Annotated in this window: 13 protein-coding genes; 12 read left to right on the forward strand and 1 reads right to left on the reverse strand. The window is 43.4% G+C overall.

Features of this window, described 5'->3' with window-relative positions:
• Positions 1-623: 623 nt before the first annotated feature.
• Positions 624-2,198, reverse strand: a complete 1,575-nt coding sequence (locus ACXAD8_RS22385) for a sulfotransferase family protein (protein ID WP_475232616.1) — start codon at positions 2,196-2,198, stop codon at positions 624-626.
• Positions 2,199-2,399: 201 nt separating this feature from the next.
• Here ACXAD8_RS22385 and ACXAD8_RS22390 point away from each other — a divergent pair, with 201 nt between their 5' ends.
• From ACXAD8_RS22390 to apt, 12 genes are all read left to right on the forward strand, one after another.
• Positions 2,400-4,205 carry a putative 2OG-Fe(II) oxygenase gene (locus tag ACXAD8_RS22390; protein WP_475232618.1) on the forward strand — a complete coding sequence of 602 codons (1,806 nt, stop codon included), beginning with the start codon at positions 2,400-2,402 and terminating at the stop codon, positions 4,203-4,205.
• 78 nt (positions 4,206-4,283) lie between these two features.
• Positions 4,284-6,080, forward strand: coding sequence for a 2OG-Fe(II) oxygenase family protein (locus tag ACXAD8_RS22395; RefSeq protein ID WP_475232620.1), 1,797 nt, complete (start codon positions 4,284-4,286; stop codon positions 6,078-6,080).
• Between the two features lie 399 nt (positions 6,081-6,479).
• Complete coding sequence (locus ACXAD8_RS22400; RefSeq protein ID WP_475232622.1) at positions 6,480-7,244, forward strand: DUF3450 domain-containing protein; 765 nt, start codon at positions 6,480-6,482, stop codon at positions 7,242-7,244.
• A gap of 6 nt (positions 7,245-7,250) precedes the next feature.
• On the forward strand, positions 7,251-8,600 hold the full coding sequence (locus ACXAD8_RS22405; protein ID WP_475233064.1) for a MotA/TolQ/ExbB proton channel family protein: 1,350 nt from the start codon (positions 7,251-7,253) through the stop codon (positions 8,598-8,600).
• Position 8,601: 1 nt separating this feature from the next.
• Positions 8,602-9,126 carry a MotA/TolQ/ExbB proton channel family protein gene (locus tag ACXAD8_RS22410; protein ID WP_475232624.1) on the forward strand — a complete coding sequence of 175 codons (525 nt, stop codon included), beginning with the start codon at positions 8,602-8,604 and terminating at the stop codon, positions 9,124-9,126.
• A gap of 12 nt (positions 9,127-9,138) precedes the next feature.
• Positions 9,139-9,540, forward strand: a complete 402-nt coding sequence (locus ACXAD8_RS22415) for an ExbD/TolR family protein (RefSeq protein ID WP_475232626.1) — start codon at positions 9,139-9,141, stop codon at positions 9,538-9,540.
• Positions 9,541-9,542: 2 nt separating this feature from the next.
• Positions 9,543-10,157: an energy transducer TonB gene (locus tag ACXAD8_RS22420; RefSeq protein ID WP_475232628.1), complete on the forward strand. Its 615-nt coding sequence runs from the start codon at positions 9,543-9,545 to the stop codon at positions 10,155-10,157.
• 8 nt (positions 10,158-10,165) lie between these two features.
• Positions 10,166-11,425 (forward strand): tetratricopeptide repeat protein, encoded by a 1,260-nt coding sequence (locus tag ACXAD8_RS22425; RefSeq protein ID WP_475233066.1) that lies wholly within the window; start codon positions 10,166-10,168, stop codon positions 11,423-11,425.
• 570 nt (positions 11,426-11,995) lie between these two features.
• On the forward strand, positions 11,996-12,466 hold the full coding sequence (locus tag ACXAD8_RS22430; RefSeq protein ID WP_475232630.1) for an HvfA family oxazolone/thioamide-modified RiPP metallophore: 471 nt from the start codon (positions 11,996-11,998) through the stop codon (positions 12,464-12,466).
• 74 nt (positions 12,467-12,540) lie between these two features.
• On the forward strand, positions 12,541-13,377 hold the full coding sequence (locus ACXAD8_RS22435; RefSeq protein ID WP_475232631.1) for an HvfB family MNIO-type RiPP peptide maturase: 837 nt from the start codon (positions 12,541-12,543) through the stop codon (positions 13,375-13,377).
• 2 nt (positions 13,378-13,379) lie between these two features.
• Positions 13,380-14,117, forward strand: a complete 738-nt coding sequence (locus ACXAD8_RS22440) for an HvfC family RiPP maturation protein (protein WP_475232633.1) — start codon at positions 13,380-13,382, stop codon at positions 14,115-14,117.
• Positions 14,118-14,380: 263 nt separating this feature from the next.
• Entirely contained in the window at positions 14,381-14,917 is a 537-nt protein-coding gene (apt, locus tag ACXAD8_RS22445; protein WP_475232635.1) for an adenine phosphoribosyltransferase, read from the forward strand.
• The last annotated feature ends 4 nt before the right edge of the window (positions 14,918-14,921 follow it).

The raw sequence follows: 14,921 nt of genomic DNA on the forward strand, positions 1-14,921 counted from the left end.
AAGTGACGTTAAGCATGCTACTCAGTGGAAATTGAAACGGTTTTAGACAAGGCAGATGTTTACAGGTTTAATGGGTTAAATCAAAAACATCTAACGACGTATAAAACCGTTTCAAATCCATCGAAGACGCCATCTCAGCGGCTTACTTCTTTGTTGCGTGAAATTCGAAAGACCACCAGTATTACTTCATTCACGCGCCTCGAATTAAGCTCGCTGATATGGCGCTGAGCGAATGCTTAACGTCACTTATTGGTATGCTCAATGCCCAGTACAAGGATGTGCTGTCATTGATGGTCGTCGTTGTTCTGATGGTGGAGTTTATGCTTTGTGCGTCAGGGGCTGCGGGGGATTCTTAAGGGGGGCGCAGCCCGGTCCCCTTAAGGCACTGTCGGCGCCCCGACAATGATTTCAATCAAAGGATAGTGGTTGAATTAGGCTGCGGCGCCGGAAAAAGTATACCTAACAGCAAACTCAACTAAGGGATCTGAAGGCTGGTCGATAGGCCCTCCTCAATACTCCAGGATAAATCTAAATCAATTAGCTTTTTGCTTCGGTTGGTGCAGGCAATTTTTGAATGCTGCTCAAAAAACGTTCGCGAACTCTCCCTGATGTATTAACCCGCTCTACAATTGTTGTAGCAATGTCTGTCTGTTCTCTTCAAGCTCGGCGATATCTGGCAGATTTTGCATCAGTTTTTCCATATACGGGGCACTAATATTAATTGCCTTTTTGTTAATTGGCTGTTTAACCTGATTGGAACTGGGCGTCAGCACCGCCCGGTCTGACTCAAAAAATCGTAAGCACTGACTATCAAATGGCAGTTTACACGCTTCCAGCAGTTTCCTGATTTGGATTTCTGGCGAATTGACTAACGCCGCATAGTCCAGGGTAAATAACCTTTCTTTTTCTAAATTGTGCCAGTGAGTTATCAGTTCATAATAACTCTTAATATAGTATTTCAAAGATTGTAAATCGTAGCTGTAATCCTGACCTGCGCTAAAGTGCTGTTTAAAGACACTAAGCAAATTATCGCTTGCTGGTCGGGATAAATTGATAATAACGGCATCTGGAAATAGCTTCATAATCAAAGCGCTATGTAACCAGTTGTTAGGGTTTTTATCCAGCAGAACAGGGTTATCAGACTGAGCGTGCATTTGTGCCTGGCGCAAGTAATGTTTAGCAAATCGTTCGCAATCTTTAGGAGCCAGGTTAGCTAGCGCCTGGTCATAGGACTGGTGTTTACATATTTGCATTGCTATACGCTCAATATAAGGTAGCTCATCTGTCGCTGTAACCTGGTGGTGAGAGGCCAGAATCTGTTCCGTAAGCGTAGTACCTGAACGCGGCATACCCACAATAAAAATCATTCGCTTGTCACCATGCCTGGCTGCAGTATCTTTATTCACGGTGGTTTTTAACAATGATTTTTTCAGGTGCTCAAACCCTGTTTTGTTAAATTGTCTGGATTGTGCAATGAGTTTGTTGGCCGATAAAAAGCAATCAAATGCGGGCCCAAAGTTTTTTAGCTGCTCCTGGGCATAACCAAGAGCAAAACCACACAAAGCGCGTTCATGCGGCGTAAGTTTTGGATTTTCGATCAAGGTATTGAGCTGTTTAACTCGCTGTTCATCAAAACGGTAGTTCTTCAGATCTGCCAGACTCCAATAAGCAGTACCAGTGAGTTCAGGCGTTGTATTGAGGGCTTTTATATATGATTCAGCTGCAGCCGCACTATCGCCCATGGCCTTATGAGCGTGACCCATGTTGATATTGAGTAATGGGTGAGAAAACTGATTGGCCTGCAACTCAATAAAAATAGCCAGGGCTTGAGCTATTTTCCCCAGTTTCATAAGGCACAATGCATATTGGAATCTCAGCTGCGGCTGCGGATTTTTAGCCAATTTTATTTTTAACAGGTGAGCCAGGGAGAAAAACTGTTCTTGACGATTGAGTTGGTGAGCCAGAGGGTCAATTAAATCATCTGGTAAATGCTCAAGGTGTGCCAGGTCAAATAGTGATTGCTCTGATAAATCGTAATCGCCATTCAAAAAGTAATATTGTGCCCTCAGAAGTCTTATTACCGAGACATCGTCTTGATAATGCGATAATTCTGCCAGGTATTGATTTGCTTGCGATAGTTGGCCAGATTGAAAGCACTGTTGTACCTGCTGAATTTTATGTTGCACAGAGTTAAGCACATGGACTCCTGAAGTCGGCATGGAGGTTGAGCGTAATTTTGCCATTTTAGCCTGATTTGCCAACAAGCAGCAAAGATTGAACTGGACCTTGGTCAGCAAAAAATACCTTCTGGAACAGATTTGTCGCTTGTGTTAAAACGCCTATAGTGTCGCGATTTTCGCGGGGAACAGTTTAAGCCTGAGCAGTTGAGAGAGTTTTGAATGATGGATGCACAAAAGTTATTGAATGAAGGCATGCAGTTGATGCAGCGCAACCAGCCGCATCTGGCTTTACCTTTGTTTGATAAATTGTTAGCCGCGGGAATCAAGGATAGCCGATTATATCGTATTACTGGTGCTGCTCATGAGCGGTTGCATCGCTGGCATGATGCTATTCGCAACTTCACTTTGTCGCTAAAGCAAAACCCAAAACAACCTGATTTGTTGGAATCTATTGCCCGCATCGAAATGCGTCTGGAAAATTACAGCTCCGCGGCGAATTGTTATCGGCAATTGCTTAAATTTGGTGCTCCACCGGGCGTTAGGTTTAACCTTGGACTGTGTTTATTAAAACTGGTTCCCGGTCAATTTGATGAGGCTGAAGCGCTATTTAACAAATTATTTCAGGAAAAGGATTGGAAAGCCAAAGCATTAGTGGGGCTGGCACGCTCTGCGGGCAATCAGGGGAATGATATCCGTCAAAAGGAATTTCTGGATGAAGCTTTAGCTGAAGATAGCAATTTAACCATGGCACTGAATGATTTAGCCTGGTGGTATAATGAAAGAGGGCAGTATCAGCAAGCTATCGAGCTATTTCAGCGTTTACTCACTTTGTTACCAGACCACAGTGATACTCTTGAGAGCCTTGCAATAGCACAACTTGATTCAGGCGATATCCAACAAGCTTTAAACACGGTGCAACAAGGTTTGCGTAAACATCCGTTTGATTTGAAATTAACCAGCTTATTTGCCTCTATAAATTACGAAATGGGTGAAGCAGATTTCTTAAAGCCCTACAAAGCAATACCAATACAAAAAATGCCAGATGCCATGTTAGCGGATTATATCAATAAGCTTTCTCTGTCAGGCAATCACGAAGAGGCAGAACAGGTATTAGCAAAAGCGCAAAAGTCAGCAGTCAACAATCCTCAGTTGGATTTTTTGAAAGCTAATCTCAGCTATCAAAAAGGCGACTTTCAAACCAGCCTACATTTATTGCAGCCAAAATTTCAGGATCTTGATGCCGCCCCTCAGGTTTGGCTGGAAAAAATGGCTTTATATTTATTAGCCTGTGAGGAGTATCACGATGCCCTTAGTTACCTCAAGGTGCTACTGAAGCGCATTCCTGATGAGCAATATTATTGGGGCCTGAAAAGTATCGCGTTGAGAATGTTAGAGGAGCCCGAATATCAATGGCTGTGTCATTACGATAGTTTGGTTCATACCGCGCAAATTGAAGTGCCAGAGGGCTTTAGTGATATTCACCAGTTTAATCAAGAGTTGTTAGTTGTGCTTGATGAAATTCACACCATGAAACGCAACCCATTAGCCCAATCCCTTTTCCATGGTACTCAGACCACCGGATCCCTGTTTAATCGGGGTCACAAAATGATTAAGTTACTGCAGCGATCGCTTCAGACAACTATAAATAAAATGATAGTGGATTTACCTGAAGATAAAAATCACCCACTGTTGAGGCGCAAAAAGGCGGACATAGAGTTTACTGCCTCATGGTCAGTTAAGCTCGGCGATCAAGGGTTTCACAAATCACACGTACATCCCAAGGGCTGGTTCAGTAGTGTGTATTATGTGCATGTACCCAAAGAATTAGATAACAACCAGATGCAAGGGTGGTTAAACCTGGGTAAGCCAGGGGTGAAGTTGAATCAGGCTCTGGAGGCTGAAAAATGGATTAAGCCGGTGGCAGGGGAGCTAACTATTTTTCCTTCTTATTGTTGGCATGGTACAGAACCCTTCACATCTGAAACTGCAAGAACAACCGTGGCATTTGATTTTGTACCTAAATAGTGAGTTTTTTGTCTGTACTATAGGAAAATATCTACAAGCTGCTAAAGTAAAATTGAAGAGAATTTTGCAAATTGGTCAATGAACGCAGATACATTTAAAAGAGCACTGAAAGCCCATCAGGAAGGAGACCTCAATGCCGCGATGGAATATTATCAAAAGTTCCTTAAGGTAGCTCCCAGGGAATACAATGCGCTGCAATTGTTAGGCGGTGTTTATTACGCAAAAGGGGACAATGTTACAGCGCTTAAATATCTACAAGCCTCGCTAAATATTAAACCAGAACAGCCACAAGTAATGCTTAATGCTGCTACTTGTCAGCGGCAACTTCAGGACTATCCCGGCGCACTGGCCACTTTAAGTAAACTGATACGCAGAGATTCCGCTAATTTTGGTGCCTTTAAATGCCGAATGTTTGTGTTGGTGGAAATGGGGGATTATGAGAAGGCTTATCAAGAACTGAATACGCAAATTCATAAATTTCCGGGACACTATGAACTTTATAATTTGTTAGGAGCGGTGGCATCAGAATGCGAGCACTATGAAAAAGCCATTCGGGCCTACCAAAAAGCACTCAAGATAAGACCAAACTCAGATGTTGCACGACACAACCTGGGGTTAGCGTACCGAAAAAACGGTGAACCGGAAAAAGCGCTGAAAGAATATCAAATTGTTTTGAATAGCGGAAAGCATAGTTATCAGTTGATGCATAACCTCGGGGACACCTATTTTGATTTGGGGCATTTTGAGCAAGCGACTACCTATTTTAGAAATGCATTGAAGCACAATTTTGCAAGTGTGGAATCTCACATTGGTTTGAGTGAGACACTTTGGCAATCTGGTGAAGACAAACTGTTTTTAAACAGCTTTGAAAAGGCCATTGCCAGGTTTCCTGATAAATACAAACTACTCTATGCCTATATTCGCAGGCTGTTTCGAGTCCAGCATTACCAAAAGACACTTGGGGTTCTGCAAAGTAAACCTGAAACTCTTGAAGCCGAATATCAGTTTTTGTTGGGACGCTGCTGGTTGGGCATTAATAATCCTGAACAGGCTGCCGCTTCTTTTGGTAAAGCGTTGCAAAGCAAAAAGTTGTCCTATTCGGACCAATTATTTATCTGTCGCAGTTATATAGAGAAAGGAGCGTACAAAGAAGCTAAAGCCATCTGCTCTTCGATTCTTGCAGCGGCACGTCATCATACCGAAGCACTGGCATGGTGGGGAGTGTGCCTGAGGCAGGCTGGGGATGAACAAGAACCGCAATTAAATAACTACGAACAATTGATTGGCAGTTATCAGTTATTGGATAAAAATACCGATACTAACTTTTATAAAGCCTTGTTAGATGAGCTATTTAAAAAGCATCGCGCTCACGATCCGGTCAGGGATAATTCCATAGTCAATGGCACTCAAACCCTGGGACACCTGTTTAAAAAAACGCAAACACCTTGTTTATTGGAGCTGGAAAAGCGGATCCGCAAGCGCACAGAAGAGTATCTGCAATTCATGTCAGGTAAATCTGATTACACTTGCTGGCCAGATAAAGAACAGTACGAAATATCATCAGCCTGGTCGATTAAATTAAACAGTGGCGGATATCAAAAGTCACATATTCACACTGGTAGCCAGTTAACGGGGATCTTTTGCGTTGCCCAAAATTACACAAGTGCTGCACAATCGTCTCAAGCGGGAGAAATCGTTTTAGGTCAACCGCCATTGAGCAATTTACATCAATTTGAGATTCAAAAAAGACTAAAACCAGAAACAGGACGGTTGTATATCTTCCCATCTTACCTTTGGCAGGCCATTTCAGTATTACCTGACGGTGGTCAACAAATCATCATATCGTTCGAAATTAACTCACCCAAATTTTCATAATGTAAAAATAGCGGATAAGCGATGAAATTTTACACAGTAAGTTGATGCATTTTCACTGGATTGTTTACAAGCTTTTGTAAACAAAGCTTTTGTGAAAGAAAAACTGTTTAATTGTTTCGTTAATTTACAATCTGTTACAGCTTATTCGAATAATAATTAAACAAATGCCTGATGAAATTCATATTTTTGTTATATTTTTTTTAAGCGATTGTTGATCTGTGGGCAGTTGGCTGCTTGACTTAGTCTGTGTATCCATGTGAATATCATTGGGTCCCAGTGCCGTTATAACTAAGTAGGCACTGACTCCAATAACAAAAAATTTTTCAAATATCGTCCCTTGTTATGCGATTCCAAATGTAACAAGGATTAAAGTTTAATTGGTTGGGAACTATGTCCAAGATGAGCAAGAGAAATTTAATTGCCTCAGCTGTCGTAGGTGTTTTAGCACTTGGCGGCAGTACCTTGGTCTCAGCAGATCCACTTAAAGATCTGCAAAATGAGGCTGGTAAAAATCACGCGGCTGCAGCGAAAGCCCAGGAAAGAATCAACAGTATCTATGAGCAAACTCAAGATTTGCTTATCGAATATCGTCAGGTTGTTGACGAAACTGAAAATCTAAAAGTTTATAACGATCACATTGCTCGCCTTGTTGCTGATCAACAAGAAGCAATTGATGATCTGCAACGTCAAATCGATGGTATCGATGGTGTTAAAAAGGGCGTTGTTCCTTTGATGTATAACATGATCGACTCACTGGAAAAGTTTGTTGACCTGGATGTGCCAATTCGTTATCAACAACGTAAAGACCGCATCGCTCGTCTGAAAGAAGTTATGGGTAACTCTAATGTTACCGTATCCGAGCAGTTCCGCCTTATTCTGGACGCCTATTCAATCGAATTGGATTACGGCAACACCATCAACGCCTATCAAGGTGAGTTGGATTACAACGGCCAGAAAATCTCCGCTGACTTCTTCAATTTAGGTCGTACCGCGTTGGTTGCTTTGTCACTTGACCAGAAAAATGGTTGGGTTTGGGACAACGATGCACGTTCATGGAACGAAATGGACGACAGCTACCTGTCTTCTGTCAACAAAGCGATCAAGATGGCTAAGAAGCTGGAGCCGGTTAATCTGGTTAAACTACCAATCCCAGCGGCGGAGTAATTAATGATGAAGAATACTATTAAAGCACTATTAGTGGCTTCTTCTGTAGCCGCATTATCGATGCCTGCAATGGCACAAAGCTCACTTGACCAGCTTCTGGACGAAGTGAAAAAGAACCGCGTTTCTGAAGCGAAAATCAATCAACAACGCGAAGCGGAGTTTTTATCTGCCCGTGCTGATAAGCAGGCACTATTGAATAAAGCGCGTGCTGATTTAAGAGCTGAAACAGACCGTGGTGAGCGTCTTAAGAAACAATTCGCAGACAACGAAATCGCACTGGCCAACAAAGAAGTTGAGCTGGACAACGCAGTGGGCACCTTAGGTGAGATGTTCGGTGTGGTTCGCTCCGCAGCTTCGGAAGCTTACGGTCGTATTTCCACTTCAATCGTCAGTGCTCAATATCCTGGCAGAACAGATTTATTGGAAAAATTATCCAACGAATCTAAGGGCTTGCCTAATATTAACGAGCTGGAAGAGATGTGGTTTGCTCTGCAAACTGAAATGACCGAGTCAGGTAAAGTGACTCAGTTCCAGGCTGATGTTGTTAGTCTGGACGGTGGCTCTGCTACGCAAACGGTTACTCGTGTAGGTACCTTTAACCTGATTGGTGATGAAGGTTACTTGTTGTATAAAGATGACCTGAAGCAAGTTCAACCACTGGGTAAGCAGCCTGATGGCCATATGGTCTCTTCAGCCTTAAGTTTTAAAACTGCTAATGGTTTAGCGCCACTGTTTGTTGACCCTTCACAAGGTTCTATCCTGAGCCTGCTGACTCAGGCGGCAACGCTTGAAGATCGTTATCACGCAGGTGGTATCCCAGGTTATATCATTACCGTTATGTTAGCGATTGGCGCTCTGATTGCACTGTACAAAGTGGTAACCCTGACTGCGATGGGTAGTTCCATCAGAAAGCAGCTTAAGAACATTGATACTCCTTCAACTAAAAACCCACTGGGTCGTATCCTGACTGTTTACGAAGAGAACAAGAGTGCAGATACTGAGACTCTTGAACTCAAAGTGGACGAAGCTATCTTGAGAGAACTGCCGTCCATCGAAAGTGGTATTAACATCATCAAGATTTTGGCTGCTATTGCCCCGTTATTAGGTCTACTGGGTACCGTTATCGGTATGATCGCCACCTTCCAGCAAATTACTTTGTTTGGTACTGGTGACCCAAGAATCATGGCGGGAAGTATTTCTATGGCGTTGGTAACAACGGCACAGGGTATTATCGCGGCACTACCTCTTATCCTGCTTCACGCTATTACTGCGGGTAAGAGCAAGAGCATATTGCACATTCTCGACGAGCAAGCTGCTGGTATCGTAGCTTCACGTGCAGAAGGGGAGAAAGCGTAAGATGTTATTCCTGATAGAGACATGGGAATCTGTCAGGGATTTTATCGCTACTGGCGGCGACGTTTTGTATGTCGTCGCAGGAGCGCTCTTCTTAATGTGGATTTTTATGATTGAGCGCTTTTGGTTTCTTAACGCAGTTTTTCCAGGTATGCACAAAGGTATTGTTGCTAAATGGGATGCTCGTGAAGACACCACTTCCTGGTATGCGCATAGAATTCGTGACGCTTGGATTTCCGAAGCATCGGATAAGTTAAATGAGCGCATCTTGTTAATTAAAACACTAGTTGCGATGTGTCCGTTAATCGGACTGTTGGGTACGGTAACCGGTATGATATCCGTATTCGAGACAATGGCTACGCAAGGGACAAGTAACCCGCGTTTGATGGCCGCAGGTATATCAATGGCAACAATTCCTACTATGGCGGGAATGGTTGCGGCATTGTCAGGACTGTTCTTCAGTTCTCGTCTCGAAACCAAAGTGAAAATCGCAAAAGAAAAGTTAATTGACAGTTTGCCTCATCACTAGAGAGAGAATTATATGGCTCGCAAAGAACGTGAACAGGGAGAAGACGCAGCGATTGACATGACGCCCATGCTGGACATCGTGTTTATTATGCTTATCTTCTTCATTGTTACTACATCGTTTATCAAAGAAGCAGGCATCGAAGTTAACAAGCCAACAGCTAAGTCTGTGGTGTTAAAGAAAGGTGCCAACATATTCGTGGCCATAACTGCTGATGGTGATGTGTGGTTAGATAAAAGACAGATTGATCCGGGTACAGTGCGTGCCAACATCGAGCGTCTTTTAGCTGAGCAGGCTTCTGAAGTAGTTATTGTTCAGGCAGATGAAGATGCTGAACACGGAAAAGTGGTCGACGTTATGGATCAGATAAAAGCCGCAGGTGTTAATCGCATAGCGGTCGCGGCGATAGGTGGTTAATTATGGGTAGAATTATCGTTTCAATCATCGTTGGTGCTGCGATTACTTTTGCCTTGTTCTTCGTAATGGCTGAGTTAATTTCTAACTCACAACGTCCACCCGAAGAGGCACCACCTCCGCCAATTATTGACATCGTGATGAACGAGCCGGATGCGTCTGTTCAAACCAGAACGCGTGTACCGCCTCCGCCACCACCGCCACCACAACAACCACCGAAAGTTCAGCCTTCAGAGCCTGAAGTTGCTGATGCCAACACAGACGGAATGTCATTTAACATGCCTGGTGTTGATTTAGGTGGAGCTACCATTGATATTGGTGGTCCAGGTTCATTACAACGTGATGGTGAAGCTACACCAATCGTTCGTATCGAACCCAGATATCCAATTCAAGCCGCGCGTGACGGTAAAGAAGGATGGGTAAGACTGTCATTCACCATTAACGAAGTGGGCGGTGTAGAAGATGTTGAAGTTATCGAAGCTGAACCTAAGCGTGTATTTGACCGTGAGGCCAAGCGCGCTCTGAGAAAGTGGAAATACAAGCCAAAGATTGTTGACGGAAAACCCGTTAAGCAGTTCAACATGAAAGTGCAATTGGACTTTAAACTGGAGGGTGAATAATGATTAAGATGAAATCATCGATCGTTAAACTTTTTGGTGCGTCAGTTTTGTCTGTAGGCTTATTGGCTACAGGCACAGCTCAGGCCCAGACACCACCAATCTTATGTCCAGATTACAAACGTGGCCCGACTAAGATCCCCGGTCAAAGAACCGGTAAAAAAGTTCAGGGTGCGTTTGAAGCTTATTCAGCAGATTTAATTGATGAAGCAATTGAAATTCTGAGAGACATTGAAACCAGTGACCCGTTTGATCGCGCCTATGTAGATCGCTTTTTGGGTAACTTGTTAGCCTCTCAGGAAGGCCAGGCGCAAAATGCCCTGGACTACTTGCTTCGTTCTGTTAAAGACCAGGAGCTGAATGACAATGAGCACGCTCAAACACTGCGTTTGATTGGTGATCTGAACATGCAGCAACGCAACTTTAAACAGGCAATTGAGTACTACACCAAGTGGATGGACTTTACCTGTAAAGAAGATGCGGATGTTTACACTCGTTTGGCGCAAGCTTTCTACGAGAATAAACAGTTACCTGACATGATTGCTCCTGCTAACAAAGCAATTGCAATGTATGACAAGCCTAACAAGAACCCTTACGTACTGAAGTTGACCTCATATTATGAGCGCAAGATGTACAAGGAAACCATTGAAGTTGCGGAAACTCTGGTAAAACTGTTTCCTGATAACAAGCAATGGTGGACACAGTTAGGTTTCTTCTACATGTTAGTGGAAGACTATAAAAAGGCATTGCAAACCTTTGAACTGGCTTACACCCGTGGTTATCTGGAAAAGGCTTCTGAGATTAAAGCATTGGCACAGTTATACGGCACTTTAGAAGTTCCCTATAAATCTGCAGTGATTCAGGAAAAATATTTGAAGTCTGGTTTATTAAAAGCCGACGAAGATACGCTTTCCAGAATTGCGAACGCCTGGCACAGATCGAAAGAATATCTAAAAGCTGCTGACTATTACGGTCGTGCCGCTGAAATTGATAACAACGCTGAGCACTATCGCAAGCAAGGTACATTATTGTTATCTGCTGAGAAATATTCTCAAGCGATTGCTGCATTGCAGAAGTCGCTGGATGCAGGTAGTGATAAAACTGGTGCAATTCAGATGGCTTTGATGGAAGCATATTTCTATCAAGGTAAGTTCAAACAAGCTTATGTGCACGTAAAGGAAGCTGCTAAAGATAGCTCTGTTTCCCGAAATGCCAGAGCATGGGAACCTTACATCAAAGAAAAAGCTAAAAATCGAGGTATCTCGATATAAAGAAAAAGCCCGAAAGGGCTTTTTTTATGTCTGCTATTTATTTAAAACGCTATTACTGATTCGTATAAAATGCTTTTGCCGTGCGCTATCAAACACCATATCTGATTACTCTCGTTTCAGTCGCAAATTCTGGATTTTTAGGTTAAAACTCAAGAGCGTGTTGATTTTTGCGGTACAATTTTGCAGCGTCTGTGTGCAATTTAGACAAGGCGAATGCTTGAAGGTCTGGTGGCTCCAAATCAAAAGCATTCAACGCAGTATAAATTGCACACAGGCGCTGCCCGAAGGGTTCGCCATATAAGTGCTTTACTCTTTGTCATAGTCCTTTGACTTTTCCCTACATGGATGTAGGTGATTAGAATTACGCAGGAGCACTTATCGAGAACCACTAGGCCTGTAGGACTGTTCCGCGATTAAAACGCTTATATCTAGAACAAATTTCGTACAGTAAAGGTCAGCACGCTCTAAATTAAAGCGATTAATGAAATCGTTTTTTGTTTAACCAGGTCTATACTCAAGGAAACGATTTAAAGATGTCGTACTTATCAACAGTGATTTAAGGAATCAACTATGAAACAAATTAAAAAGTCAGGTATTGCAACGGCCTTAGGCGCAGTGGTTATCGGTTCTTTGGCATCAGTTAGTGTACAGGCGAATGCAAGCCCATTTGCTCTCAATACACTGGACTCAGGGTATATGCAAAGCGCTGCTGAAGGTAAGTGCGGCGAAGGTAAATGTGGTGGCGACAAATCCGGTAAAGAAGGAAAGTCTGAGAAAGAAGGCAAGTGTGGCGAAGGCAAGTGCGGCGGTGACAAGGCCGGCAAAGATGGAAAGTCTGAAAAAGAAGGCAAGTGCGGCGAAGGTAAATGTGGCGGCGACAAGTCCGGCAAAGAAGGCAAGTGCGGCGAAGGTAAATGTGGCGGCGACAAGTCTGGTAAAGAAGGTAAGTGCGGCGAAGGCAAATGCGGCGGCGACAAAAAAGAAGGTAAAAAAGATAAGGAAGGTAAATGTGGTGAAGGCAAGTGTGGTGGTCAAGCCTAATCACATGGTGACATAATAAAAAGGCTGGGAAACCAGCCTTTTTTGATCCGAGCTTTCATTAACGGAGAAATTAGATGCAGCAATTATCAGGGGCGGGTTTAGGACTTCGTCGCGAAATGTCCTCTGAGTTACAGGAAGGCTTGCCGAATGAAGTGGATTTTTGGGAAGTGGCTCCGGAAAATTGGATCCCGTTTGGCGGTAAATATGAAAAGCAGTTAAAGGCATATACGAGCAACAACTGTTTTGTCAGTCATGGTCTGTCCTTGTCTATTGGCTCTCCCGAAAAATTAGATGTTAGCTTTGTTAAGCAGGTGAAGGCATTCCTGGAGCTGCACAGTGTCTTATATTACAGCGAGCACCTGAGTTATTGCTCAGGCAAGGGGCATATGTATGATTTGATGCCGATTCCCTTTACCCAGGAAGCGGTGAATCATGTGGTAAGCAGGGTTCAACAGGTACAGGATATATTGCAAAGACCATTGGTGTTAGAAAATGTTTCCTATTACGCCGCCCCTGGACAGGAAATGTCCGAATTGGAATTTACCCAACAGGTGTTAGAAAAATCCGGGTGCTTGTTACTGTTGGATGTTAATAATATTTACGTTAATGCCACAAACCATGGCTATGACCCGTTCGCTTTTCTGCAGGCTATCCCTACAGGTAAGATTGCCTATGGTCATATTGCAGGCCATTACAACGAAGCGCAGGACCTGATTGTTGATACTCACGGTGCTGATGTTATTGACCAAGTTTGGGCGCTGTTAGACAAAGCTTATGAGTTACATGGGGTGTTTCCCACTTTGCTGGAGCGAGATTTCAATATTCCCCCTATGGAGGAGCTGTTACAGGAAGTGCGTCAGATCAAACGCATTCAAGCTAAGCATCAACAAATCAACAGTATGAGGGCCTGATTTTGAGTTTTAGTCAGATACAGCAAGAGTTTATGGCGCATATTCGGGACCCGGAGCAGGTGGCCAGTTTGCCAGGGATCGAAGAGCGTCGTATGAAGATTTATCGGGATTTGTTTTTTAACAATATTCTGGGCTTCTTAAGCTCTGGTTTTCCGGTGTTAAATTCGATTCTTTCTGAACCGCATTGGTCACAGCTAGCGAAAGACTTCTTTCGTTGCCACGATTGTCGCTCTCCTTATTTTGTTGATATCAGTAAAGAATTTGTAGAATTCGTTGCTAATCAATTACCTGAAGAGCAATACCCATTTCCCTTTTTGGCAGAGTTAGCACACTACGAATGGCTGGAACTGGATGTCAGCGTTCGCAAGTCAGCTGAACTGCAATTATGGCAAGCTGGGGATGAGGGCGGGAGATTTAAACTCTCACCGCTGGCGGAGTTAGTGAGTTATCAGTGGCCAGTGCATCAAATATCTCCTGAGTTTATCCCGACAGAGACATCTGCGGAACCCAATTATTTTGTGGTGCACAGGGATTGGGATGATGAAGTTCATTTTTCTCAGATTAATCAGGTTACTGCCTTTTTAGTAAATCAGGTGTTAACTCTGGAAATCTGCAGATTGCAACAAGTACAGCAAATAATGAGAGAGGCCTTGCCTCATCTGCCAACAGAGCAGGTAGACAATGCCACGCAAGAAATTGTTGTGGATATGCTCAGTAAACAAATATTTATCCCGGATTGACAGAATTTGGCTTGATACTGAACAGTTATTGGTAACTTTAGGCGCATCTGATTGCCTCGCAGTGCTAAAATGATTAACATTGTGGCATTAATTTTTCAGGTGAATTTATCATGGCAAACGAATCACACGACGGGCCACACGACCCGTTTAACATGAAGTATGTTTTAGCTATTCTTGTAGCAGCAGTACTATTTCCTTTAATGCACATCTTTGTCGGCATCAGCGTATTTTTGTAATACGTCTCACTTTAAGGAAGCGCCATTTTGTCTGCTGAAATCGTTAAGTCCGCTATATTGACCGTTCCTGACTACCCTAAGCCAGGTATCATGTTTCGCGATGTTACCTCGCTTATGCAGGACCCAAAAGCCTTTAAATTTTCTATCCAGCTTCTCGCTGAACAGTTTTCAGGCATGTCTTTTGATCGCGTCGCAGGTACTGAAGCTCGTGGCTTTATCTTCGGTGCACCTTTGGCATTGGAGTTGGGTATCGGTTTTGTACCAGTGCGTAAGCCGCGTAAACTACCCAGGGAAGTCATTAGCGAAAGCTATCAACTGGAATACGGTGAAGACTGTCTGGAAATGCACAAAGATGCAGTGTTTCATGGCGAAAAAGTGCTGATGATTGACGATCTGCTAGCAACCGGTGGCACTATGGTGGCAACGGCAAACTTAATTCGCCAGTTAGGTGGAGTGGTTGAGCACGCAGGATTTGTGGTTTCATTACCGGATTTAGGTGGAGAGCAAAAGTTAGCTGAACACGGCATCAAGAGTGCTGCCTTATGTCAGTTTGACGGAGATTAATTCC

Source organism: Planctobacterium sp. AWH2_060, from assembly GCF_056158425.1.

Coding starts and splice junctions, on each gene's coding strand:
- ACXAD8_RS22395 (WP_475232620.1), top strand. CDS start 4,284: ATGAACGCAGATACATTTAAAAGAGCACTGAAAGCCCATCAGGAAGGA.
- ACXAD8_RS22390 (WP_475232618.1), top strand. CDS start 2,400: ATGATGGATGCACAAAAGTTATTGAATGAAGGCATGCAGTTGATGCAG.
- ACXAD8_RS22435 (WP_475232631.1), top strand. CDS start 12,541: ATGCAGCAATTATCAGGGGCGGGTTTAGGACTTCGTCGCGAAATGTCC.
- ACXAD8_RS22410 (WP_475232624.1), top strand. CDS start 8,602: ATGTTATTCCTGATAGAGACATGGGAATCTGTCAGGGATTTTATCGCT.
- ACXAD8_RS22405 (WP_475233064.1), top strand. CDS start 7,251: ATGAAGAATACTATTAAAGCACTATTAGTGGCTTCTTCTGTAGCCGCA.
- ACXAD8_RS22400 (WP_475232622.1), top strand. CDS start 6,480: ATGAGCAAGAGAAATTTAATTGCCTCAGCTGTCGTAGGTGTTTTAGCA.
- ACXAD8_RS22425 (WP_475233066.1), top strand. CDS start 10,166: ATGAAATCATCGATCGTTAAACTTTTTGGTGCGTCAGTTTTGTCTGTA.
- ACXAD8_RS22420 (WP_475232628.1), top strand. CDS start 9,543: ATGGGTAGAATTATCGTTTCAATCATCGTTGGTGCTGCGATTACTTTT.
- ACXAD8_RS22415 (WP_475232626.1), top strand. CDS start 9,139: ATGGCTCGCAAAGAACGTGAACAGGGAGAAGACGCAGCGATTGACATG.
- ACXAD8_RS22430 (WP_475232630.1), top strand. CDS start 11,996: ATGAAACAAATTAAAAAGTCAGGTATTGCAACGGCCTTAGGCGCAGTG.